The sequence below is a fragment of the Curtobacterium sp. MCLR17_044 genome, assembly GCF_003234435.1.
Taxonomy (GTDB): Bacteria; Actinomycetota; Actinomycetes; order Actinomycetales; family Microbacteriaceae; genus Curtobacterium; species Curtobacterium flaccumfaciens.
In genome coordinates, this window is record NZ_QKTC01000004.1 from 36,278 (window position 1) to 57,119 (window position 20,842).

At 70.9% G+C, this 20,842-nt stretch carries 22 protein-coding genes; 15 read left to right on the forward strand and 7 right to left on the reverse strand.

The annotated features are described in order from the left end of the window. Positions 1 to 2: 2 nt before the first annotated feature. From iolB to DEJ04_RS03790, 8 genes are all read left to right on the forward strand, one after another. Positions 3 to 926 carry a 5-deoxy-glucuronate isomerase gene (gene iolB / locus DEJ04_RS03755; RefSeq protein ID WP_111038833.1) on the forward strand — a complete coding sequence of 308 codons (924 nt, stop codon included), beginning with the start codon at positions 3 to 5 and terminating at the stop codon, positions 924 to 926. A 17-nt stretch (positions 927 to 943) separates the two neighbouring features. After that, positions 944 to 2,833 carry a 3D-(3,5/4)-trihydroxycyclohexane-1,2-dione acylhydrolase (decyclizing) gene (gene iolD / locus DEJ04_RS03760; RefSeq protein ID WP_111046354.1) on the forward strand — a complete coding sequence of 630 codons (1,890 nt, stop codon included), beginning with the start codon at positions 944 to 946 and terminating at the stop codon, positions 2,831 to 2,833. 33 nt (positions 2,834 to 2,866) lie between these two features. After that, a complete protein-coding gene (locus DEJ04_RS03765; protein WP_027464524.1) occupies positions 2,867 to 3,820 on the forward strand; it encodes a sugar phosphate isomerase/epimerase in 954 nt (317 codons plus the stop codon). A 44-nt stretch (positions 3,821 to 3,864) separates the two neighbouring features. Further along, positions 3,865 to 4,950, forward strand: coding sequence for a Gfo/Idh/MocA family protein (locus DEJ04_RS03770; RefSeq protein WP_111046290.1), 1,086 nt, complete (start codon positions 3,865 to 3,867; stop codon positions 4,948 to 4,950). A gap of 3 nt (positions 4,951 to 4,953) precedes the next feature. Beyond that, the gene (locus DEJ04_RS03775; RefSeq protein WP_111046291.1) at positions 4,954 to 5,823 is read left to right on the forward strand and encodes a sugar phosphate isomerase/epimerase family protein; all 870 of its coding nucleotides are present in this window, start codon (positions 4,954 to 4,956) and stop codon (positions 5,821 to 5,823) included. Continuing rightward, on the forward strand, positions 5,820 to 6,932 hold the full coding sequence (locus DEJ04_RS03780) for a transaldolase family protein (protein WP_111029577.1): 1,113 nt from the start codon (positions 5,820 to 5,822) through the stop codon (positions 6,930 to 6,932). The genes DEJ04_RS03775 and DEJ04_RS03780 overlap by 4 nt, the downstream gene beginning before the upstream one ends. Before the next feature lie 218 nt (positions 6,933 to 7,150). After that, entirely contained in the window at positions 7,151 to 8,344 is a 1,194-nt protein-coding gene (locus DEJ04_RS03785) for a Gfo/Idh/MocA family protein (protein ID WP_111046292.1), read from the forward strand. Positions 8,345 to 8,405: 61 nt separating this feature from the next. Next, positions 8,406 to 8,813: a tautomerase family protein gene (locus DEJ04_RS03790; protein ID WP_111046293.1), complete on the forward strand. Its 408-nt coding sequence runs from the start codon at positions 8,406 to 8,408 to the stop codon at positions 8,811 to 8,813. 143 nt (positions 8,814 to 8,956) lie between these two features. On the opposite strand, the gene DEJ04_RS03795 is transcribed toward DEJ04_RS03790, so the two are convergent. Together DEJ04_RS03795 and DEJ04_RS03800 are read right to left on the reverse strand one after the other, a co-directional pair. Beyond that, the gene (locus DEJ04_RS03795; RefSeq protein WP_071405736.1) at positions 8,957 to 9,715 is read right to left on the reverse strand and encodes a GntR family transcriptional regulator; all 759 of its coding nucleotides are present in this window, start codon (positions 9,713 to 9,715) and stop codon (positions 8,957 to 8,959) included. A 173-nt stretch (positions 9,716 to 9,888) separates the two neighbouring features. Further along, entirely contained in the window at positions 9,889 to 10,554 is a 666-nt protein-coding gene (locus DEJ04_RS03800; protein WP_181437728.1) for an exonuclease domain-containing protein, read from the reverse strand. A gap of 44 nt (positions 10,555 to 10,598) precedes the next feature. On the opposite strand from DEJ04_RS03800, the gene DEJ04_RS03805 reads away from it, so the two are divergent. Genes DEJ04_RS03805 through DEJ04_RS03815 form a run of 3 tightly spaced genes read left to right on the forward strand, consistent with a single transcriptional unit; the run spans position 10,599 to position 12,728 of the window. After that, positions 10,599 to 11,168: a hypothetical protein gene (locus DEJ04_RS03805; RefSeq protein ID WP_111046294.1), complete on the forward strand. Its 570-nt coding sequence runs from the start codon at positions 10,599 to 10,601 to the stop codon at positions 11,166 to 11,168. Between the two features lie 59 nt (positions 11,169 to 11,227). Then, positions 11,228 to 12,301, forward strand: a complete 1,074-nt coding sequence (gene ychF, locus DEJ04_RS03810; protein WP_111046295.1) for a redox-regulated ATPase YchF — start codon at positions 11,228 to 11,230, stop codon at positions 12,299 to 12,301. A 37-nt stretch (positions 12,302 to 12,338) separates the two neighbouring features. Next, positions 12,339 to 12,728, forward strand: a complete 390-nt coding sequence (locus DEJ04_RS03815) for a DUF2510 domain-containing protein (protein ID WP_111046296.1) — start codon at positions 12,339 to 12,341, stop codon at positions 12,726 to 12,728. Positions 12,729 to 12,891: 163 nt separating this feature from the next. Here DEJ04_RS03815 and DEJ04_RS03820 read toward each other — a convergent pair whose 3' ends face one another. Then, positions 12,892 to 13,179: a hypothetical protein gene (locus DEJ04_RS03820; protein ID WP_017887091.1), complete on the reverse strand. Its 288-nt coding sequence runs from the start codon at positions 13,177 to 13,179 to the stop codon at positions 12,892 to 12,894. Positions 13,180 to 13,451: 272 nt separating this feature from the next. Further along, positions 13,452 to 14,063, reverse strand: coding sequence for an HD domain-containing protein (locus DEJ04_RS03825; protein ID WP_111046297.1), 612 nt, complete (start codon positions 14,061 to 14,063; stop codon positions 13,452 to 13,454). Positions 14,064 to 14,202: 139 nt separating this feature from the next. Here DEJ04_RS03825 and DEJ04_RS03830 point away from each other — a divergent pair, with 139 nt between their 5' ends. Together DEJ04_RS03830 and DEJ04_RS03835 are read left to right on the forward strand one after the other, a co-directional pair. Continuing rightward, positions 14,203 to 15,012 carry a hypothetical protein gene (locus DEJ04_RS03830; RefSeq protein WP_111046298.1) on the forward strand — a complete coding sequence of 270 codons (810 nt, stop codon included), beginning with the start codon at positions 14,203 to 14,205 and terminating at the stop codon, positions 15,010 to 15,012. After that, the gene (locus tag DEJ04_RS03835) at positions 15,009 to 16,895 is read left to right on the forward strand and encodes an amidase family protein (protein ID WP_111046299.1); all 1,887 of its coding nucleotides are present in this window, start codon (positions 15,009 to 15,011) and stop codon (positions 16,893 to 16,895) included. The genes DEJ04_RS03830 and DEJ04_RS03835 overlap by 4 nt, the downstream gene beginning before the upstream one ends. Before the next feature lie 84 nt (positions 16,896 to 16,979). Here DEJ04_RS03835 and DEJ04_RS03840 read toward each other — a convergent pair whose 3' ends face one another. Continuing rightward, positions 16,980 to 17,756, reverse strand: coding sequence for an isocitrate lyase/phosphoenolpyruvate mutase family protein (locus DEJ04_RS03840; protein WP_111038822.1), 777 nt, complete (start codon positions 17,754 to 17,756; stop codon positions 16,980 to 16,982). 112 nt (positions 17,757 to 17,868) lie between these two features. Here DEJ04_RS03840 and DEJ04_RS03845 point away from each other — a divergent pair, with 112 nt between their 5' ends. Next, a complete protein-coding gene (locus tag DEJ04_RS03845; RefSeq protein ID WP_071404186.1) occupies positions 17,869 to 19,056 on the forward strand; it encodes a MalY/PatB family protein in 1,188 nt (395 codons plus the stop codon). Between the two features lie 105 nt (positions 19,057 to 19,161). Here DEJ04_RS03845 and DEJ04_RS03850 read toward each other — a convergent pair whose 3' ends face one another. Then, the gene (locus tag DEJ04_RS03850; protein WP_017887087.1) at positions 19,162 to 19,347 is read right to left on the reverse strand and encodes a hypothetical protein; all 186 of its coding nucleotides are present in this window, start codon (positions 19,345 to 19,347) and stop codon (positions 19,162 to 19,164) included. Between the two features lie 28 nt (positions 19,348 to 19,375). Continuing rightward, the gene (locus DEJ04_RS03855) at positions 19,376 to 19,864 is read right to left on the reverse strand and encodes a GNAT family N-acetyltransferase (protein WP_111046300.1); all 489 of its coding nucleotides are present in this window, start codon (positions 19,862 to 19,864) and stop codon (positions 19,376 to 19,378) included. Positions 19,865 to 19,932: 68 nt separating this feature from the next. Between DEJ04_RS03855 and DEJ04_RS03860 the strand changes: the two genes are divergently transcribed. After that, the gene (locus DEJ04_RS03860) at positions 19,933 to 20,817 is read left to right on the forward strand and encodes a LysR substrate-binding domain-containing protein (protein ID WP_111046301.1); all 885 of its coding nucleotides are present in this window, start codon (positions 19,933 to 19,935) and stop codon (positions 20,815 to 20,817) included. Positions 20,818 to 20,842 lie beyond the last annotated feature (25 nt).

The following is a 20,842-nucleotide window of genomic DNA, read 5'->3' on the forward strand; positions in this document are numbered from 1 at the left end:
GCATGGCGAACGAACAGCACCAGCACGACCAGTGGTTCATCCCGGCGGGCTCCCGGCCCGAGGCGGGCTGGACCGACGTGGTCGACGGTCGCATCGAGGGGTGGGCGCACACCGGGCTCCGGACCGGCGCGCTGACCGACGGGGGCGAGCTGCGCCTCCCGGCCGACGCCGTCGAGCGCATCGTCGTGCCGCTCGCCGGGTCGTTCCACGTGACCCACTCGGGCGCTGCCGGCGACGGCGAGCAGACCCTGCAGGGGCGTGGGAGCGTCTTCGACGGCCCCACTGACGTCCTGTACCTGGGATCGGGCTCCGCGGCCACCATCACCGGCAGCGGCCGGTTCGCCGTCGCCGAGGCGCCCACCGACACCGTCAAGCCGACCACCTACGTGGCCCGGCCGGACGTGCCAGTGGAACTCCGCGGCGCCGGGCAGTCGAGCCGTCAGGTGCACAACTTCGGCACCCCGGCCGCGCTCGACGCCGTCAAGTTCATCGTGTGCGAAGTGATCACGCCGGCCGGCAACTGGTCGTCGTACCCGCCCCACAAGCACGACACGAACGTGCCCGGTTCGGAGTCGAACCTCGAGGAGATCTACTACTACGAGGCGGCGGTGTCCCGTGGGCTCGAGTCGATCGCGCCCGAGGCCGCCGACCCGTTCGCCCTGCATCGCACCTACGCCTCGGACGACCGCGCCATCGACGAGTTCCGGCAGGTGCGGACCGGCGACGTCGCCCTGGTGCCGTACGGCTGGCACGGTCCGGCGGTCGCCGCTCCGGGCTACGACATGTACTACCTGAACGTGATGGCCGGGCCCGACCCGGAGCGCGTCTGGAACATCACCGACGACCCGGCCCACGGGTGGGTCCGGCAGGCGTGGGCATCGGAATCGATCGACCCACGACTGCCCTACGAAAGGAAGCAGGCGTGACCACCACCACGCGGAAGATGACCGTGGGCCAGGCACTCGTCGAGTTCCTGGCCAACCAGTGGACCGTCGACGGCGACGTCCGCGAACGCACCATCCCGGGGATCTTCGGCATCTTCGGGCACGGCAACGTCGCCGGGGTCGGTCAGGCCATCAAGCAGCTCCACGTCGAGCAGCCCGGGCTGCTGCCGTACCACCAGGCCCGCAACGAGCAGGCGATGGTGCACGAGGCCGTCGGCTTCGCCCGCATGCACCGCCGCCGTGCGACCTACGCATCCACCGCGTCGGTCGGCCCGGGTGCCGCCAACATGCTGACCGCCGCGGCGCTCGCCACCACGAACCGGCTGCCGGCACTGCTGCTGCCGTCGGACACCTTCGCCACGCGCACCACCGACCCGGTGCTCCAGCAGATCGAGCTGCCGCACGACACGTCGTTGCAGGTCACCGACGCCTTCCGTCCGCTCTCGCGCTACTTCGACCGTGTGGAGCGTCCGGAGCAGCTGTTCTCGATCGCCCTCGCCGCGATGCGGGTCCTCACCGACCCGGCCGAGACCGGTGCGGTGACGATCGCCCTGCCCGAGGACGTCCAGGCCGAGGAGTTCGACGTGCCCGTCGCGTTCCTGCAGCCGCGCGAGTGGCACATCCGCCGTCCGTTGCCCGAGCGTGGCCCGCTCGAGCGTGCCGTCGCCGCGATCCGTGCCGGCCGGCGTCCGGTCATCGTGGCCGGCGGCGGGGTGCTGTACTCCGACGCCGCCGACGAGCTCCGCGCCTTCGTCGAGGCCACCGGCATCCCGGTCGGCACGTCGCAGGCCGGCGGCGGATCTCTGGTCTGGGACCACCCGCAGTACCTCGGCGGCATCGGCGCGACCGGCACCGCGGCCGCCAACGCGATCGCCGCCCAGGCCGACGTCGTCATCGGGATCGGCACCCGCTACAGCGACTTCACCACGGCGTCGCGGACCGCGTTCCAGAACCCCGACGTCACGTTCGTCAACGTCAACGTGGCCGCGTTCGACGCCTACAAGCACGGTTCGCAGCTGCCGCTGATCGCGGACGCCCGGGAGGCGCTGGTCGCCCTGACGGAGTCGCTCACCTCGGACACGGCGTACGTCGTCGAGCCCGGCTACGCGTCCGAGATCGCCTCGCTGAAGGCGGCGTGGGACGCCGCCGTCGACGGCGCGTTCGCGCCGTCCGGCGCGGACCTGCCCGGTCAGCCCGAGATCATTGGCGCCGTGCAGTCGGTCTCCGACCCGCGCGACGTCGTGATCCAGGCCGCGGGCTCGCTGCCCGGCGACCTGCACAAGCTCTGGCGGGTCCGCGACGAGCTCGGGTACCACGTCGAGTACGCGTTCTCGTGCATGGGCTACGAGATCGCCGGTGGCATCGGGGTGCGACGCGGGGCTCCGGAGCGCGACGCGATCGTGATGGTCGGTGACGGCAGCTACCTGATGCTGCACACCGAGCTCGTCACCGCCGTGGCCGAGGGCATCAAGATCATCGTCGTGCTGATCCAGAACCACGGGTACGCGTCGATCGGGCACCTGTCCGAGACCGTCGGCTCCGAGCGCTTCGGCACGAAGTACCGCTACCTCGACGAGACCGAGTCGTTCGAGAACGGCGAGCCCCTGCCCGTCGACCTCGCCGCCAACGCCCGCTCGTACGGCGTCGACGTCATCGAGGTGCAGCCCGGCCCGGACAGCATCGAGGACCTGAAGGCCGCACTGCGTCAGGCGAAGGCGAACGACCACACGACCCTGGTGCACATCAACTCCGACCCGCTGGTCTACGCCCCCGAGGGCGACGGCTGGTGGGACGTGCCGGTCGCGCAGACCTCCACCCTCCCCAGCACCCAGGCCGCCCGCGCCGAGTACGAGCAGCAGGTCGCCACGCAGCGTCCGCTGCTCGGCTGAACCGTTCACGAGACAGAAAGCGACAGCGACGTCATGACCGACACCGCCACCCCCATCGGCAGCCCCGCCACCGACGCGGCGCCCGCCTCGATCCGCATCGGCACCGCCCCGGACTCGTGGGGCGTCTGGTTCCCGGACGACCCGAAGCAGGTGCCGTGGCAGCGCTTCCTCGACGAGGCGTCCGCCGCCGGGTACGAGTGGATCGAGCTCGGCCCGTACGGGTACCTGCCGACCGACCCGTCGCAGCTGTCCGACGAGCTCGAGTCCCGCGGGCTCAAGCTGTCGGCGGGCACGGTCTTCACCGGGTTCCACAAGGGCGAGGACCAGTTCCAGCGCGCGTGGGACCAGGCCGTCGCGGTCGCCGGTCTGGCAGCGAAGCTCGGCGCCGAGCACCTGGTGACGATCCCCGACCTGTGGCGCTCGGACGCCACCGAAGAGGTGCTCGAGTCGCGCACGCTCACCGACGAGCAGTGGGAGCGACTCGGCAAGGGACACGACCAGCTCGGCAAGGCGCTGCTCGAGGAGTACGGCGTCCACCAGCAGTTCCACACCCACGCGGACAGCCACGTCGGCACCTACAAGGAGACCGTGCGGTTCCTCGAGGTCACGAACCCCGAGTACACCAACCTCTGCCTCGACACCGGCCACTTCGCCTACTACGGCGGCGACAACCTCAAGCTCATCGCCGCCCACCCGGAGCGCATCGGCTACCTGCACCTCAAGCAGGTCGACACCGACCTGCTGTTCGACGTGCTCAAGAACGACGTGCCGTTCGCCACCGCCGTGTCGCAGGGCATCATGACCGAGCCGCCGCACGGCACCCCGGAGCTCGCCCCGATCATCGAGGCCGTCGCCGCGATCAACCCGGACGTCTTCGGCATCGTCGAGCAGGACATGTACGGCTGCTCCGTCGACGCCCCCGGCCCGATCGCCGAGCGCACCTTCCAGCACATCTTCGGCTCGACCTCGGCCGCCCGCGCCTCCTGACGCGCCGTCCACGCAGCGTCAACAACCCCCAGGAGAACACCACCATGACCACCACGCAGAACCTCCGCGTCGCCGTCGTCGGCGCCGGCATGATGGGCGCCGACCACGTCCGCCGCATCACCGCCAAGATCTCGAACGCCGACGTCGTCGCCGTCGTCGAGCCCGACCAGGCCCGTGCCGCTGCGGCAGCCGCCCTGGCGCCCGGCGCGATCACCGCTGCGTCCTTCGACGAGGCGCTCGAGCAGACCGAGATCGACGCCGTCATCATCGCGACGCCCGGTTTCCTGCACGAGCCGATCCTGGTGACCGCGCTCGAGCGCGGACTCACCGTCCTGTGCGAGAAGCCGCTGACGACCAGCGCCGAGGACTCGCTGCGCATCGTCGAGCTCGAGCAGCAGCACGCCGCCCGGCCCGTCATCCAGGTCGGCTTCATGCGCCGGTTCGACGCCGGGTACCAGGAGCTCAAGGCCCTGCGCGAGTCGGGGGCGAACGGCGCCCTGCTCGCCCTGCACCACGCGCACCGCAACCCGACGACGCCGCCGAACTTCAGCGAGTCGATGCTCATCCACGACTCGGTGATCCACGAGATCGACATCATCCCGTTCCTCACCGGTGAAGCGATCACGAGCGTCGAGGTGAAGAAGCCGCGCAAGAACTCCCTGGCGCCGGCCGACCTGCCCGAGCCGCAGTTCGTCCTGTTCACCACCGAGTCCGGCACGATGGCGATCGTCGAGATCAACGTCAACGCCCAGTTCGGCTACCAGGTCACCACCGACGCCGTGTTCGAGTCCGGTGTCGCGTACATCGGCCGCGACACGTCGCTCTCGCTCGTCGCAGCCGGAGCGACCTCGCAGGGCGTCACGCCGTCCTTCAAGGAGCGCTTCGGTGCCGCCTACGACGAAGAGGTCCAGCGCTGGGTCGACGCGGCCCGGACCGGCGGCATCGACGGGCCGAGTGCCTGGGACGGCTACACCGCCTCCGTCGTCGCCGAGGTCGCGGTCCGGGCCCAGCAGTCCGGCGCGCACGAAGTGGTCGAGTACGCGGTCACCAAGCCGGCGTTCTACGACGAGACGAGCGGCGCGACGAGCGACGCGACGAGCGACGCAACCGCCGCGCTCGCCGGGGCCTGATCGATGCCGAAGATCGCGCTCGACCCGACCCCGTTCCACCACGACCTGTCGCTGTTCGAGTTCCCGCGCAAGGTCGCGGAGCTCGGCTACGAGTACCTGCAGCTCACCCCGCACAAGGACTTCATCCCCTTCTACCGGCACCCCAAGGCCGACGACGACCTGGTCGACGCGTTCGCCGCGGCCTGCCGTGACGCCGGGGTCCAGGTGGCGAGCGTGCTGCCGGTGCTGCGCTGGTCGGGTCCGGACGAGGACGCCCGACAGGCTGCCGTGCGGAAGTGGAAGCGGGTCATCGAGATCACGAAGCGCCTCGGCGTGGACACCATCAACACGGAGTTCTCCGGCCGCCCCGAGCGCGCCGAGGAGTCCGAGGACCAGTTCTACCGGTCGATGGAGGAACTGCTGCCGATCATCGAGGACGCCGGCATCCGTGTGCTCATCGACCCGCACCCCGACGACTTCGTCGAGGACGGGCTCGAGGCGCTCCGGGTGATCCGCGGCCTGAACTCGAAGCACGTCGGCTTCGTGTACGTCGCCTGCCACACGTTCCACTACGGCGGCAACATGGACGAGATCATCGACGCCGCCGGTGAGTCACTGCAGCTGGTCCACGTCGCCGACGCGTACGACCACCGTCGCTCGCACGGCCTGCGCTACATCACGAACCCGCCCGGCAACCCGGTCCGCGTGCACCAGCACCTGCCGGTCGGCCAGGCGGACGTCGACTTCGACGCCTTCTGGGCAGCACTCGACCGGGTCGGTTTCTCGGCGCGCGAGGACACCGTCGCCGTCTCGAGCGTCTTCGCCGAGGACGAGAACGCCGACGCGGTGTCGCGGTTCCAGCTCGACACGATCACGAAGGGACTCCACCGATGACCACCACCCTCGAGACGCAGGCGTCCACCGACGCCGACTCCCGTCCCGTCACCCTGCAGGCCGCGGAACAGACCCCGACCGCCCTGTGGAACGACTCCGCCGACCCGCGCGAACTGTCGACCGCCATCCACGAGTACGGTGCCGTCGGTGCGACCTGCAACCCGGTGATCGCGTACACCTGCATCCAGCAGGACCCGGAGACCTGGGTCCCGCGCATCCGCGAGATCGCCGAGGAGCACCCGACGGCGGGGGAGTCCTGGATCGGCTGGAAGGCCGTCGAGGAGCTCTCCATCGCCGCCGCGGCGCAGCTGCTGCCCGCGTTCGAGGCGTCCGGCGGCCGGAACGGTCGACTGTCCATGCAGACCGACCCCCGGTTCCACCGCGACGCCGACGCGCTCGTCGAGCAGGCCGTCCGGTTCTCGCAGCTCGCGCCGAACATCATCGTGAAGATCCCCGCCACCAAGGTCGGCATCGCCGCGATCGAGGAAGCCGCCTACCGCGGGGTCTCCATCAACGCGACGGTGTCGTTCACCGTGCCGCAGGTCGTCGCCGTGGGCGAGGCCATCGAGCGCGCCCTCGACCGCCGTGCTGCCGAGGGCCTGCCGGAGCAGGAGTTCGGTCACGTCGTCACCCTGATGGCCGGCCGCTTCGACGACTGGCTGAAGACCGTCGTCAAGCGTGACCACGTGATGGTGGACCCGGGCATCCTCGAGTGGGCCGGCGTCGCCGCGGTGAAGAACGCCTACCGCGTCTTCCAGGAGCGTGGGTTCCGCTCGCGCGTGCTGGTCGCCGCGTTCCGCAACGCACTGCAGTGGTCGGAGTTCCAGGGCGGTGACCTCGTCGTGTCGCCGCCGTTCCAGTGGACGAAGGACATCAACGACAACGCGTTCCCGTTCCGTCCGCACGCCATCGACGACGAGGTCCCCGTGCACGTCATCGAGGCGCTCCGGGCCGCGACGCCGGAGTTCGCCCGCGGTTACGACGTGGACGGCATGACGATCGACGAGTTCGACCGCTTCGGTGCGACCGTGACGACGCTCCGGCAGTTCCTGGACGCCGACGCGAAGCTCGATGCCCTGGTCCGCGACATCATCGTCCCCGCGATCTGAGAAGCGATCCAAGACGCGGTCTGATGCGCGGTGCGATCCGCGGTCGCAACCACGGGTCGCGCCCCGCGCGCTGACGCACCAGCCTGGAGGCCCGGTGCCGGTCCCCGAGACCGGCACCGGGCCTCCAGGCGGTTGCGTCATGTGCTGACAAAGTCCGCCGCATCGGCTACGCTCGTTGTCGCGCTCCAATGCGCGTCACCTGAACGAAGGAGTTCTCCATGGACAGCATCGGCGTCGGGCTGATCTCGGTCGGCTGGATGGGGCGGTTGCACTCGCGTGCCTACCGAGCGTTGCCGGACCACTTCCCGGAGCTCGGCGTCCAGCCGCGGCTCGTCGTCGCGGCCGACCCGATCGAGGCGGCACGCGACCAGGCGGTGACGCGGCTCGGGTACGAGCGGGCCGTCGCCGACTACCACGAGGTCCTCGCCGACCCGGCGGTCGACGTCGTGTCGATCTGTTCGCCGAACTTCCTGCACCGCGAGATGGCCGTCGCCGCGGCCGAGGCAGGCAAGCCGTTCTGGATCGAGAAGCCCATGGGCCGGTACGCCAGCGACTCGCGCTCCATCCACCAGGCGGTGCAGCGGGCCGGCGTCATCACGAGCGTCGGCTTCAACTACCGGCACGCCCCGGCGATCGAGCGCGCCCGTGAACTCGTCCGCAGCGGGCGGCTCGGGCGCATCACGAACGTGCGCGGCTCGTTGCTCGCCGACTACTCGTCCGACCCTGCTGCACCGCTGACCTGGCGCTTCGAGCGTGAGCGTGCCGGATCGGGTGTGCTCGGCGACCTGTTGTCGCACGGACTCGACCTGGCGCAGTACGTGGTCGGCCGGATCGCCTCCGTCAGTGCGCTCGCCGAGACGTTCATCGAGTCGCGTCCCCGCCCGGGTGCCGGCATCGTCGACCGCAGTGCGGCGGCCACCGGCGAGCTCGGTGCCGTCGAGAACGAGGACTACGCCGCGCTGCTGTTCCGGTTCGAGGACGGTGCGGTCGGCACGATGGACTCGAGTCGGGTGATGCGCGGGCCGCACGCCGAGTACACGCTCGAGATCTACGGCACCCGCGGCTCGGTCCGGTGGGACTTCCAGCGCCTCAACGAGCTCGAGGTGTACCTGGACGGGCAAGAGGTCGACGGGTACGCGACGCACTACGTCGCTCCCGGGGACGGTGACTTCGGTCGCTTCCAGCCCGGCGCCGGGACCGCGATGGGCTACGACGACCTGAAGACGATCGAGGCGGCGCAGTTCATCGCGAGCGTGCAGCGCGGGGAGCAGCTCGCACCCTCGGTCGCCGACGGGCTGGCCGCGGCGTCGATCGTCGAGGCGGCGGAGGCTTCGCTGGTCGACGGCGCGTGGCACGACGTCGCTCGTGTCGACGGGCCGCTGACGTACGAGGCACCGACGCCGAGGTTCTAGACACTCGGCGGCGTCTGCTTGTTAGTATGTAAGGACAAAGTCCGAGCAACCAGGAGGCACCATGCCGCTCGTCCGTATCGACCTCGCCACCGGCCGCACGCCGGAGGCCGTCCGTGGCATCGCCGACGCCATCCACCAGGCCATCGTCGACGTGTACGGGATCCCGGTGCGGGACCGGTTCCAGGTGATCACCGAGCACCCGCCGCAGCAGATCATCGCCGAGGACGCCGGCCTGGGGTTCGAGCGCACCGAGGGTGTCATCGTCATCCAGGTGTTCACGCAGCGCGGGCGGACCGACGAGGCGAAGGCAGCGCTGTACCGGGCGATCCACGACGCCCTCGCGGCGATCGGTGTCGCGTCCGAGGACGTCTTCATCGGCTACGTCGAGAACGGGCCGCAGGACTGGTCGTTCGGCTTCGGACGTGCCCAGTACGTCACGGGTGAGCTCGGGGTGCCCGCGCTCGGTTGAAGCCGTGCGGCTGCGGGGCGGTCACGACACCCCGCTCAGTTTCGCCGAGTGGCCACGAACTGTCGGTTGCCGGGCGTCCGGGCGACAGTTCGTGACCACTCGGCGCATCGCTGACAGCGTGTCGTGACCCCTCGCCGAGCGACCTACTTGTCGACGAGCGTGACCTCGAACGAGTACCGGTCGGGGCGGTAGCAGTGCACGCCGTACTCGACCGCACGGCCCGAGGCGTCGTACGCGGTGCGGCTCATCGTGAGCACCGGGTCGCCGTCCTCGATCTCGAGCAGGCCGGCCTCTTCGTCGGTGACCGCACGCGCCCCGATCCGCTGCTTCGCGACCCGCATCGTCACGCCGCGGCCGCGCAGCAGCTGGTACAGCCCGTACGCCTGCAGGTCCTCGTCGGTCAGGTCGAGGAACTCCGGCGGCAGGTAGTTCTCGAGGATCGCCATCGGGACGTCCTCGGCGAACCGCACCCGCCGGATGTGCGCGACGGTCGTGCCGGGCTCGATGCTCAGCGCCGCGGCGACCTCGTCGGACGCGGGGACGTCGTTGCGCTGCAGGAGCTTCGTCGCCGGAGCCTGCGCACCCTGCGCCAGGTCGTCGTACAGGCTCGTCAACTCGACCTTGCGGGTCACCGGCCCGTGCACGACCTGGGTGCCGATGCCGCGGCGGCGCACCAGCAGACCCTTGTCGACGAGGTCCTGGATCGCGCGACGGATCGTCGGCCGCGACAGACCGAGACGCTCACCGAGGGCGATCTCGTTCTCGAGCCGGGCCCCTGGTGGCATCGCGCCGGAGCGGATCGACTCCTCGATGCGCGACGCGACCTGGAAGTAGAGGGGCATGGGACCCGACCGGTCCAGGTCCATGAACAGGTCGGACGGCAGCTGGCCTTCGTTGGTCATCGCGGTCCTTCACACGTGCGGAGATGCCGGCGTCGGTGCCGACGGCATTGTCGTGACAATACCACCGGGGATGTGACACCCCGGCCGCGCGCAGCGGGCGTTGCGTCAGTCTGCAAACACCGTCAGCCAGCGCAGACCGTCAGTCAGCGAAGACCCTCAGTCAGCGAAGACCCTCAGTCGGCGAACACCATCGGCCGGTTCGACAGCCGCGGCTGGTTCGCGGCCTTCGGCTTCTCGGCACGCGCACGGACCGGGGCGATCGGCACCCGGGTCACCGCCCCGAGCGCCTCGACCGTCTCGACCCCGTGGTGCCCGGCTGCGTGCACGACGATCGCGGCGCAGGCCTCGGCGTCGGCGGCGGCGTCGTGGTGCTGGAAGCCCTCGAACCCGGCGGCCATCGCGGCGACCGGCAGACGGTACGAGTCGAGCGTGTAGGTCTTGCGGGCGACCGCCAGGGAGCACAGCGAGTGGTGCTCGGCCAAGTCGATGCCCGTTGCGGAGCAGCCACCGGCGATGACGCCCATGTCGAAGCGGGCGTTGTGGGCCACCAGGACGTCGCCCTCGGCGAAGGCCACCAGGTCGGGGTACTGCTGCTCCCACGTCTTGGCGTGCGTGACGTCCTCGGCGACGATGCCGTGGATCCGCGTGTTCCACTCCAGGAACGCGTCGTGCCCGAACGGCGGGCGGATGAACCACGACGCCCGATCGACGACCCGGCCGGCGCGGACCTTCACGAGCCCGACGGAGCAGGCGCTGGCGGGCGAGCTGTTGGCGGTCTCGAAGTCGATCGCGGTGAAGTTCAACGGCACGGTCCCGATCGTCGCACGGGGTGCCGACATCGCCCTCCGTTCCCGTCGGCGTTGCGTGTGGCTACTGTCGGCGCATGGGGAACGAGGCCGACCGACGTCCGCTCGTCCTGGTGCTCGCCGGCGCCGGCTACGGGCAACAGGCGCCGCTGCTCTGGTGGACGAGCGAGATCGCCGCCGCGGCCGGGTGCGAGGTCGTCGCGCCACGATGGCAGGTCGACGACGCCGCCGGTGCCGATCCGGTCAGGTTCGTCGAGACCACTGTCGCCGCGGCTCTGGGGGACCGGCTGCCCGACCTCGTCGTCGCGAAGTCGTTCGGCTGCTTCGCCCTGCCGTGGGCGATCCGCCACGAGGTGCCCGGCGTCTGGCTCACCCCGGTCCTCACCCATGACGACGTGGCCACAGCGCTCGCCGCTGCCACCGACGTGCACGACGCGATCGGGGGTGGAGACGACACCATGTGGCGGCCGGAACGGGTCCCGGGGACTGCTGCGCGCCTCCAGACCGTCGACCATGCCGACCACTCGCTGCAGGTGCCGGGGGACTGGCGGCGATCGCAGCGGCTGCAGGCCGACGTCTTCGACGTCGTCGAGCGCCGCATCACGGCCCTGCGGCGCCCGATGGACGGGCCGCGTCCGCTGTCCTGACGGACGGACTGGAGGCCCGGGTCGGCTCCGACGGGCCGCCGCCGGTAGGCTCTTCTTCCGTGGCTCTCACCATCGGAATCGTCGGTCTCCCGAACGTCGGCAAGTCGACCCTGTTCAACGCCCTGACCAAGAACCAGGTCCTCGCCGCGAACTACCCGTTCGCGACGATCGAGCCGAACGTCGGGGTGGTGAACCTGCCCGACTCGCGGCTCGACCAGCTCGCCGAGCTCTTCCACTCGGAGAAGACCGTGCCGGCGCCGGTGTCGTTCGTCGACATCGCGGGCATCGTCAAGGGCGCGAGCGAGGGCGAAGGCCTGGGCAACAAGTTCCTCGCCAACATCCGCGAGGCCGACGCCATCGCGCAGGTCGTCCGCGGCTTCACCGACGACGACGTCGTGCACGTCGCGAACAAGGTCTCCCCGAAGGACGACCTCGAGGTCATCAACACCGAGCTGATCCTCGCCGACATGGAGACCATCGACAAGGCGCTCCCGCGGTACGAGAAGACCGTGAAGCTCAAGCAGACCGAGCCGATCGTGCTCGAGACCGTTCGCGAGGCCCGTGCCGCGCTCGAGCAGGGCACGCTGCTGTCCGCCACGAAGATCGACCTGTCGCCGATCGCCGAGCTCGGCCTGCTCAGCGCGAAGCCCTTCATCTTCGTCTTCAACGTCGACGAGGCGATCCTGACCGACGAGTCCCGCAAGGCCGAACTGGCCGCGCTCGTCGCACCGGCGCAGGCCGTGTTCCTCGACGCCCAGGTCGAGTCGGAGCTCATCGACCTCGACCCTGCCGACGCCGCCGAGCTGCTCGAGTCGACCGGGCAGACCGAGTCGGGCCTCGATCAGCTCGCCCGCATCGGGTTCGACACCCTCGGGTTGCAGACCTACCTGACGGCCGGCCCGAAGGAAGCCCGTGCGTGGACGATCGGCAAGGGGTGGAAGGCGCCCCAGGCTGCCGGCGTCATCCACACCGACTTCGAGAAGGGCTTCATCAAGGCCGAGGTCATCTCGTTCGATGACCTGGTCGAGACCGGCTCGATCGCCGAGGCCCGCGCTGCCGGCAAGGCCCGCATCGAGGGCAAGGACTACGTCATGCAGGACGGCGACGTGGTGGAGTTCCGCTTCAACAACTGACCTGCCGGCGTGGTTGGTCGTGCGCCAGGATGAGGGCATGACGAATGCACAGGCAGGGTGGTACGACGACGGCTCCGGCACCATGCGGTGGTGGGACGGTTCCGCGTGGACGGAGCAGGTGCAGCAGCCGGCGCCCGCGGCGTCGGGTGTCGGTGGAGTGATCGGCCGGATCCAGGCGGAAGCCGCTTCGGGTGGTCAGCCGCGTCCGGCACAGAACGGCATGAGCTACGTCGTGCTGCAGGTGGTGCTCAAGGAGAAGTTCTTCGGGACCGGTTCGGGCAACCTCACCGAGCTCGAGAAGGCGATCAACGCCCAGGCTGCGCTCGGGTACCGGCTGCACACGATCACGACGGCTTCCTCGGGGAGCACGGGCTTCGGCGGCGGAGACCGAGTGCAGGCCACGATGGTCTTCGAGCGCCTGAACTGAGTCGATGCCACGAACGGTGCGAGGTTCCGTGAACGGTGCGACGACCGCCGCCTCGCACGATTCACGGAACCTCGCACGAAGCCCGCAGTGACCCACGCTGCCCCGGGAACGACGAAGCGCCGCCGAGCGAACTCGGCGGCGCTTCGTGGTGGTGCTGGTGGACCTAGGCCGCGAGGGCCATCTCGCCCGCCTGCACGGACTGTGCCTGCAGCAGGGTGCGGCTGGCCTCGCCCGCCCAGGAGCGGCCCGGGACGGTCCAGCCGGCCTCGCCGACGGCGTCGAGCCGGGTGCCCCGGGTGACGAAGGTCCCCAGGTCGTCGGCTGCGATGCGGACGAGGTACTCGCGCTGCGAGCGGTCGTCTCGCACCGGGAACTCGGCGATGCGGTCGGGGGTGATCGTCGGGGCCGCGAGTGCGGTCCCGAACACGGTGATTCGTTCGTTGCTGGTCATGGTGCTGTACTTCCTGGTCATTCGGCGCCAGGGCGACTCGGTGTCGGCGGACGTCTCAGTCCAGCGCGACGCATCGAGTGCGGGGCGCGCACGTCGAGTTTCAACGTGCAGCTCGTCCGTTCGGATCGAGCGGTGTCTCGAGTGGAATGCGACTCGGGTGAGTCGGTGTCGAGAGGTTGGTGTGCGCGAGTCAGATGGGTTCGCTGCATTGCACCAACCAGCCACTATACGCCCACCCTGCCGAGAAGTCCAGCGAGCGACCGGACCGAGTGTCAGGACGCCAGGAACGCCGTCCAGCGGTCTCCGCCGGCGGCCACGTTGCCCGATCCGTCGAGGCGGGCTGCGGCCGAAGAGGGCTTGCGCGAAGCCTGCTCGTGGATCAGCCCGTCGAACGACGCCGAGAAGTCCAGACGGGGCACCGCGGCCGTGACGTCCCGCAGGTCGTCCGACGACCACCTGTCGAAGCCCACGCCGGAGACGTCGAGCGAGGTCGCGACCTCGAGCAGGTGCCCCTCGGCGTCGAGCTCCGGGTCGACGGACCGCCACATGTGCCGTTCGATGATCTCGCCAACCCGACGCGCTCGCACGGCGTCCCACCCGGCGCCGAGCGCGAAGACGGAACCGACGGCGCCGCCGGCGTCCTCGAAGGGCACCCGGTGGGCGTCGAACGACGGGGTCACGCCGAGGTCGTGGAGCATCGTCGCGACGAAGAGCAGCTCGGGGTCCGGTTCGAGGTCGACCGTCGGGGCGAGCAGGACGGCCCAGGCCCACGAGCGCAGGCAGTGGTTGACGAGGGCCGGTTCGGACCATGCCCGCACGACGTCCAGTGCGCGCGCAGCGACGGGGGAGGGCGGGGTGAGCAGGGCTTCGACATCGACCGACATGGCACGACAGTAGCGGCAGGAACGAGCCGTAACGGGGCGGAAACGTGCCGGGCCAGAACCGGAAACAGCGCCCCGTTAGCTTTCGGTTCACTGAGTACCCGCTCAGCACCCCTCCACCCCACCCGAAGGAACTGCGCCCATGCAGCACCGACCACGGCTGCGCCCACGCGCGACGATCGTCTCCTCGACGCTCGTCGCCGCCGGGGCGTTCGGCCTCGCCGTCCTGACGGCCGCTCCGGCCCAGGCAGCGCCCACCGCGACCACCGCCACCATCGACGCCCCGGCCACCGTGACCGTCGGCACGGCGTTCGACGTCGACCTGACGATCCCGGACACCGCCGACGTCTACGCCTACGAGATCACGCTCGAGGCCGACTCGGTGGAGTACCGGGACGACAGCGTCACCGGCCCGGACGGCGGCTTCGACACTGTCGAGCAGGACGGCGACGCCCTGACGATCGTGCACACCCGCCTCGGCACCTCGCCGGCACTCGACGGCGACCTGGCCACCTCGATCTCGCTGACCCCGACCACGGTCGGCAGCGTCGCCCTCGACGTCACGAGCATCACCCTCGTCGGCTCCGACGGCACGTCGACGACCCTCGACGACCCGGCGAGCACCACCGTCGTGGTCGCCGCGGCCGCGACCACCGCCCCGACGGCCACGCCGACCCCGGGAGCGACCACGCAGCCCGGCGCCGGTGGCGGCACGGGTGGCCCCAGCGTCCCCGGCGACCCGACCGCCCCGGGCACCGACCCGACCAGCGGCGCCACCGCCGTGGCGGCAGCCGGCGGGGACGACCGTCCGACCGGAGGCGACCTCGCCTGGACCGGCGCCGACGTCGCGCCGTGGATCGCCGCGTCCATCGCCCTGCTCGCAGCCGGCGGCACCCTGATCACCCTGCGGGCCCGTCGTGCCCGCCGCGACCGCACCGGAGCCTCCGCATGACCGCCACGAAGCAGGCCGCCTCGAAGCAGGCCGCCACGAAGCGGGCCTCCAGCAAGCAGCGCACCACCGTCGCCGGCGCATCGCTGATCGCCCTCGTCGGCACCGTCCTCGCCGCGACCCCCGCGATCACGGCCGCCGCAGCACCCGCAGCCGTCGACGCCAGCCCCGCCGCCATGCTCGCGCCGTACTACACGGACCTCGACCTGACCGGCGACGACCAGGTGACGAGGGCCGACCTCTCCGTGCTCACCGACCACCTCGGCGCGACGACCGCGAGCACCGACTGGGCGACGGTCAGCGCCGCGGACACCGACGCCGACGGCACCATCACCGTCGCGGACCTGGCCGGGTTGTCCCAGCGGATGATCTACGACGACGGCCCGTTCCAGCTCGTCGAGGCGTCGACGATCGACATGCAGGCCGCGATGAACGCCGGGGTCACCACGTCGGTCGCGATCACGCAGGACTACCTCGACCGCATCGCCGCGTACGACCGCACCAAGGTCGACACCGCGTCGACCGGGCGCGCGCTCAACTCGATCGTCACCACCAACGCCGACGCCCTGGCCGCCGCGAAGACCGCGGACGCCGAGCGCGCCGAGCACGGGATGACGAGCATGCTGCTCGGCGTGCCGATCGCTGTGAAGGACAACTACGACACGAAGGACATGCCGACCACCGGTGGCTGCGGCTGCTGGGACGACAACCAGACCGACACCGACGCCGCCATGGTCACCGGCCTCCGCGACGCCGGCGCCGTGATCCTGGCGAAGGCCAGCCTCGACGAGTTCGCCTTCGGCTTCGTCTCCGAGTTCTCGTCGAACCAGCCCGCAGGCTCATCGCTCCTGGTCGCCAGCCCGTACAACACGGCGCAGACGGCCGGTGGCTCGAGCGGCGGCACCGGTGCGGCGATCTCCGCGAACCTCGCCGGGATCGGCTTCGGCACCGACACCGGCGGCTCGATCCGCGTGCCGTCGACGTACAACCAGCTTGTCGGCATCCGGCCCACGGTCGGCCTGACCAGCCGTGACGGGATCATCCCGCTCGCCCTGTCGCAGGACACCGGCGGCCCGATCACGCGCTCGGTCACCGACGCGGCGGTCGCGCTCGACGCCGTCACCGGCGTGGACGCGGCGGACCCGGCGACGGCTGCGCAGGCCGGCAAGGTGCCGACGTCGTACACGTCGTCGCTCGACGCCGACTCACTGCAGGGCGCCCGCATCGGCTACGTGACGAGCATGGTCGGCACGAACGCCACGACGAAGCGCCTGTTCGACGCCTCCGTCGCGAAGCTCGAGGCCGCCGGTGCCACCGTCGTCCCGATCACCGCGACGACGGCCTTCAACCGGGTCCTGTCCGAGGGCAGCGGCAGCACGAACGAGTTCAAGCACGACCTGGACGAGTACGTCGCGAAGCACCTCGACCCCGACGTCACCGCGCGTTCCCTGCAGGGCATCCTGGCCTCGGGTGAGTACGTGCCGAGCCGCAAGAGCACCTACCAGTCGCGCGACCTGATCACCGACACGCAGTACCAGGCGTGGGCCGGACCGACGGGGTCGCACACGACGCAGCTCGCCACCGGCAAGCAGCTCGTGACGCAGATGCTCGATGACCAGGACCTCGACGCGCTCGTCTACCCGTCGGGCACGCCGTACGGCACGCAGTCGACGAACATGCGCCTCAGCCCGAACACCGGCATGCCGGCGATCACCGTCCCGATGGGCCAGGCGACCGCTGCCGACAACACCATCACCGGTGCCGGCGTGAACCTGGAGTTCCTCGGCCGCTCGTTCGACGAGAGCACGGTCATCGGCCTCGGCTACGCCTTCGAGCAGGAGACGCACGCGCGCACCACGCCCGTGCTGTACCCGGCGCTCGGCTGAGCTGAGCGGGTCGCGTGACGTGACCACAGGACGGACGGGAGGCCCGTGGCGACACCGCCACGGGCCTCCCGTCCGTCTGCTCCGTCAGTTCAGGGTCGGGGTGTCCTCCGGCACGACGCCGTCGGCGTACAGGTCGGTCGCCAGGTCGCGGAGCGCGCGCAGCGCGACCCGCTGCGTGAGCGGGCCGTAGGAGATGCGGGCGACGCCGAGCGCCTCGTACTCGGCGGCGGGCAGGGCGCCGGGCAGGCCGATGACCGAGAGCTTGCCGCGGCCCAGACCGGCCACGAGTCGCTCGACCACGGAACGCTCGATCGCGCCGGGCACGAAGACCAGGGCGGCGCCGTTGTCCAGGAACGCCTTGCCGCGGGCGATCGCGTCCTCGATGCTCTCGTCGACCGGGCGCTCGCCGCCGCGCACGATCGCGTCGGTGCGGGCGTTCAGCTGGAAGTCGACGCCCTCGGCCTGTGCCGCTGCGGTGATCGCGGCGACGCGGGCGACCGCTTCGTCGAAGGGACGCAGCCGGTCCTCGACGTTGGCACCCACGATGCCGGAGCCGATGGCGCGGCGGATCGTCTCGGCGGGGTCCTCGTAGCCGTCGTCCAGGTCGGCGGTGACCGGCAGGTCCGTGGCTGCGGCGACGATCGCCGCCCCGGACAGGGCGAGGTCGAGGGGCATCCCGCCGTCCTCGTACCCGTACGAGGCGGCGATCGAGTGCCCGGCGGTGGCGATCGCCTTCGTGCCGGGCAGGTCGCTGACGACCTTCGCGGTGATCGCGTCCCACACGTTCACGACGCGCAGGATCTCGGGGGCTTCGTGCAGCTGCTTCAGGGTGACGGCCTTGTCGGCGGTGCTCGTGCTCATGCTGCCGACAGTAGGCCGACGGGACGGCCCCCGGCCGCGAGCCCACCCGAAGACGACGTGGGATGACGTCGGGAGTCGCGCCGGGCCTCCTGGCAGGGGCATGCTGGGACGCATGGCGAGCGACGAGCAGGACCCGGTCGGCACGCTCCGCGGGGTCCGGACGAGCATCAAGTGGACGCGGTACGCGCCCGACGTGCTGCCCCTGTTCGTCGCCGAGATGGACCACGACGTCGCGCCGGCGATCCGGCAGGCCCTGATCGAACGGGTCTCGCAGTCCGACCTCGGGTACCTCGACGGCCCCGGGCCGCTCGCTCCCGCGTTCGCGCAGTTCGCGCTGGACCGCTGGGGCTGGCAGATCGATCCGTCGCGGATCCACCTGGCCACCGACGTCAGCGTCGGGATCGTCGAGTCGCTGCGGCTCGCGCTGCCCGACGGCGGCCGCGTCGCGATCACGCCGCCGGTGTACCCGCCGTTCTTCGAGCTCGTCGAAGAGGCCCGATGTCAGGTCGAGGAGGTCCCGCTGCTCGAGCAGTGGGGGCAGTACCGGCTCGACCTCGAGGGCCTCGAGCGGGCGTTCGCCGGCGGGGTCGGCGTCTTCCTGCTCTGCAACCCGCACAACCCGGTCGGGCTCGTGCACGACCGGGCCGACCTCGTCGCGATCGCCGAACTCGCTGCGAAGTACGACGTCCTCGTCATCAGCGACGAGATCCACGCACCCCTGACCCACCCCGGCGTGCAGTTCACCCCGTTCGCCGCCGTCGCCGAGCCGCTCGGTGCCCGGAGCGTGTGCGTGACCTCGGCGAGCAAGGGCTGGAACCTCGCCGGTGTGAAGTGCTCGGTCATCGTCGCCGGCGATCCCCGGACCGCCGCGCTCCTCGACACCCTGTGGGAGGAGGTCGCCTGCCGCACGAGCATCCTCGGGCTGCACGCGAACCTGGCGGCGTTCACCCTGGCGACGGACTGGCTCGACGACGTCGTGGCGCGCATCGTGGCGAACGACCGGCTGCTCGCCAAACTCCTCGCCGAGCACCTGCCCGGGGTCGTCTACACGCGGCCGCGCGCCGGGTACCTGGCGTGGCTCGACTTCCGCGGCATCGGCCTCGGCGACGACCCGGCGGTGCCGCTGCGCGAGAACGCGTACGTCGCGCTCAACTCCGGGCTGGGGTTCGGGTCCGAGGGGCGCGGGTTCGTCCGGCTCAACCTGGCGTGCTCACCGGAGACCCTGCGCGAGGCCGTGTTCCGGATCGCTTCGGCGTACCCGTCGAGCGCGCAGGAGGGGCTGGTCTGGCACGTCGCCTGACCTGCGCAACGGCGTCGTTTGCCGGCTACGCAGCATCGAGTGAGCACAAGACGTCGGGTCGGCGGCACGCACTCGATGTCTTCTGCACACTCGAGCCCGCTGCGGTCAGGCCACGTACTGGTTGCGGCCGACGACGCGGATGCGCAGGTCGTCGTCACGGTCCATCGCGAGGAGCTCGCGGGCCACGAACCCGACGGACGGCCACCGGGACACCTCGGTCACCATGAAGCCGTCGATGAAGACCTGCCACGCGCCGGCCTCGCGGACCGCCTGCACCTCGTACGTCGCCATGCCGCGAGCGTACCGGGACGGGCCGTCGTCAGTGCAGGTCGAGGGTCATGTGCACGTCGGCCCGGACGTACGGGCTCGGGGCGATCTCGTCCTCGCGCAGGTGCCGGAACCCGAACGCCTCGTACAGGTGCACGGCGCTGGCCAGTTGTGCGTTGCTCTCCAGGTCGATGCGGCGTGCGCCGAGTTCGCGCGCCCGGTCGAGCGCAGCGGTGATGAGCTTCCGCCCGGTGCCGTGCCCCTGGTGGTCGGGGGAGACCGCCATCTTCACGAGCTCGAACACGCCGGGGATCGTGGGCACGACCCCGATGCACCCGACGACCTGGTCGTCGAGCCGGGCGACCAGGACGGCCCCGCCCCGCTCCACGACCCGGCCGACGGGATCGGAGAGGAACACGCGGTCCTCGTCCTCGAGGGTGAAGTACCGGGTGATCCAGGCCTCGTTGAGCGTGCGGAACGCCTCGGTGTCCGCGGGGGTGGCGAGGTCGGCGATGGTGACGGTGGAGGTCGCTTCGGGCATGCATCCATCCTCGATCGATGATGCAGTCGAGTCCAATACTCGTTCGCGCTGATCGATAGCCTGTGTGCATGGATCGCGAACCGGACGTGGACCTCCGGCAGCTGCGGGCGTTCCTCGCCGTCGCCGACGAGCTGCACTTCGGCCGTGCTGCCGAGCAGCTGCGGATCGCTCAGCCCGCGCTGTCCCAGCAGATCCGGCGGACCGAACGCGCGCTCGGGGTCGACCTGTTCGTCCGGACCAGCCGCAGTGTGGCCCTGACCGCCGCCGGCCGGGTGCTGCAGGGGCGTGCGCGATCGCTGCTCGGGCAGGTGCGACGGGACCTCGACGAGACGGTGCGGGTCGGTCGGGGCGAGGTCGGTCGGCTCGACGTCGGGTTCGTCGTCTCCGCGCTGCCCCTCGGTCCGATCGAACGCGTGCAGGCGTTCCGGGAGCGCTACCCGCTGGTCCGGGTGGAACTGACCGAGGGGTACTCGTCGACCCTGCTCGCCCGGATCGCCCGCGGCGAGCTCGACCTCGCCGTCGTCCGTGATGCCGACCCGGACCCCGCCGTGCGGCTGTTGCCGTTCCGGTCCGAGGCCTTCGTCGCCGCCGTGCCGCGCGGTCACCGGTTGGCGGATCGGGATCACATCCGCGGCACCGAACTGGTCGACGAGCCGTTCGTGTTCTTCCCGGCGGTCGCGGGGGCCCTGGCGACCGAGCGCAACCTCGCACCGGTCACCGCCGGTGGCCGCCGCCCGGTCATCGTGCAGGAGGCCACGACCTGGGCGACCGTGCTGCACCTGGTCGGGGTGGGCCTCGGTGTCACGGTGGTGCCGGAGAGTGCTGCGCTCGCCGCACCCGACACGGTGGCGCTCCTGCCGCTCGAGGGCAGCGACCACCGCAGCGAACTCGCCTGGGCGATGCGCGCCGACGACGACCGCGAGATCCTGCGCAACTTCGTCGCCGCGGGCTGACCGAGCGGACCTGCTGCGCGAGCGG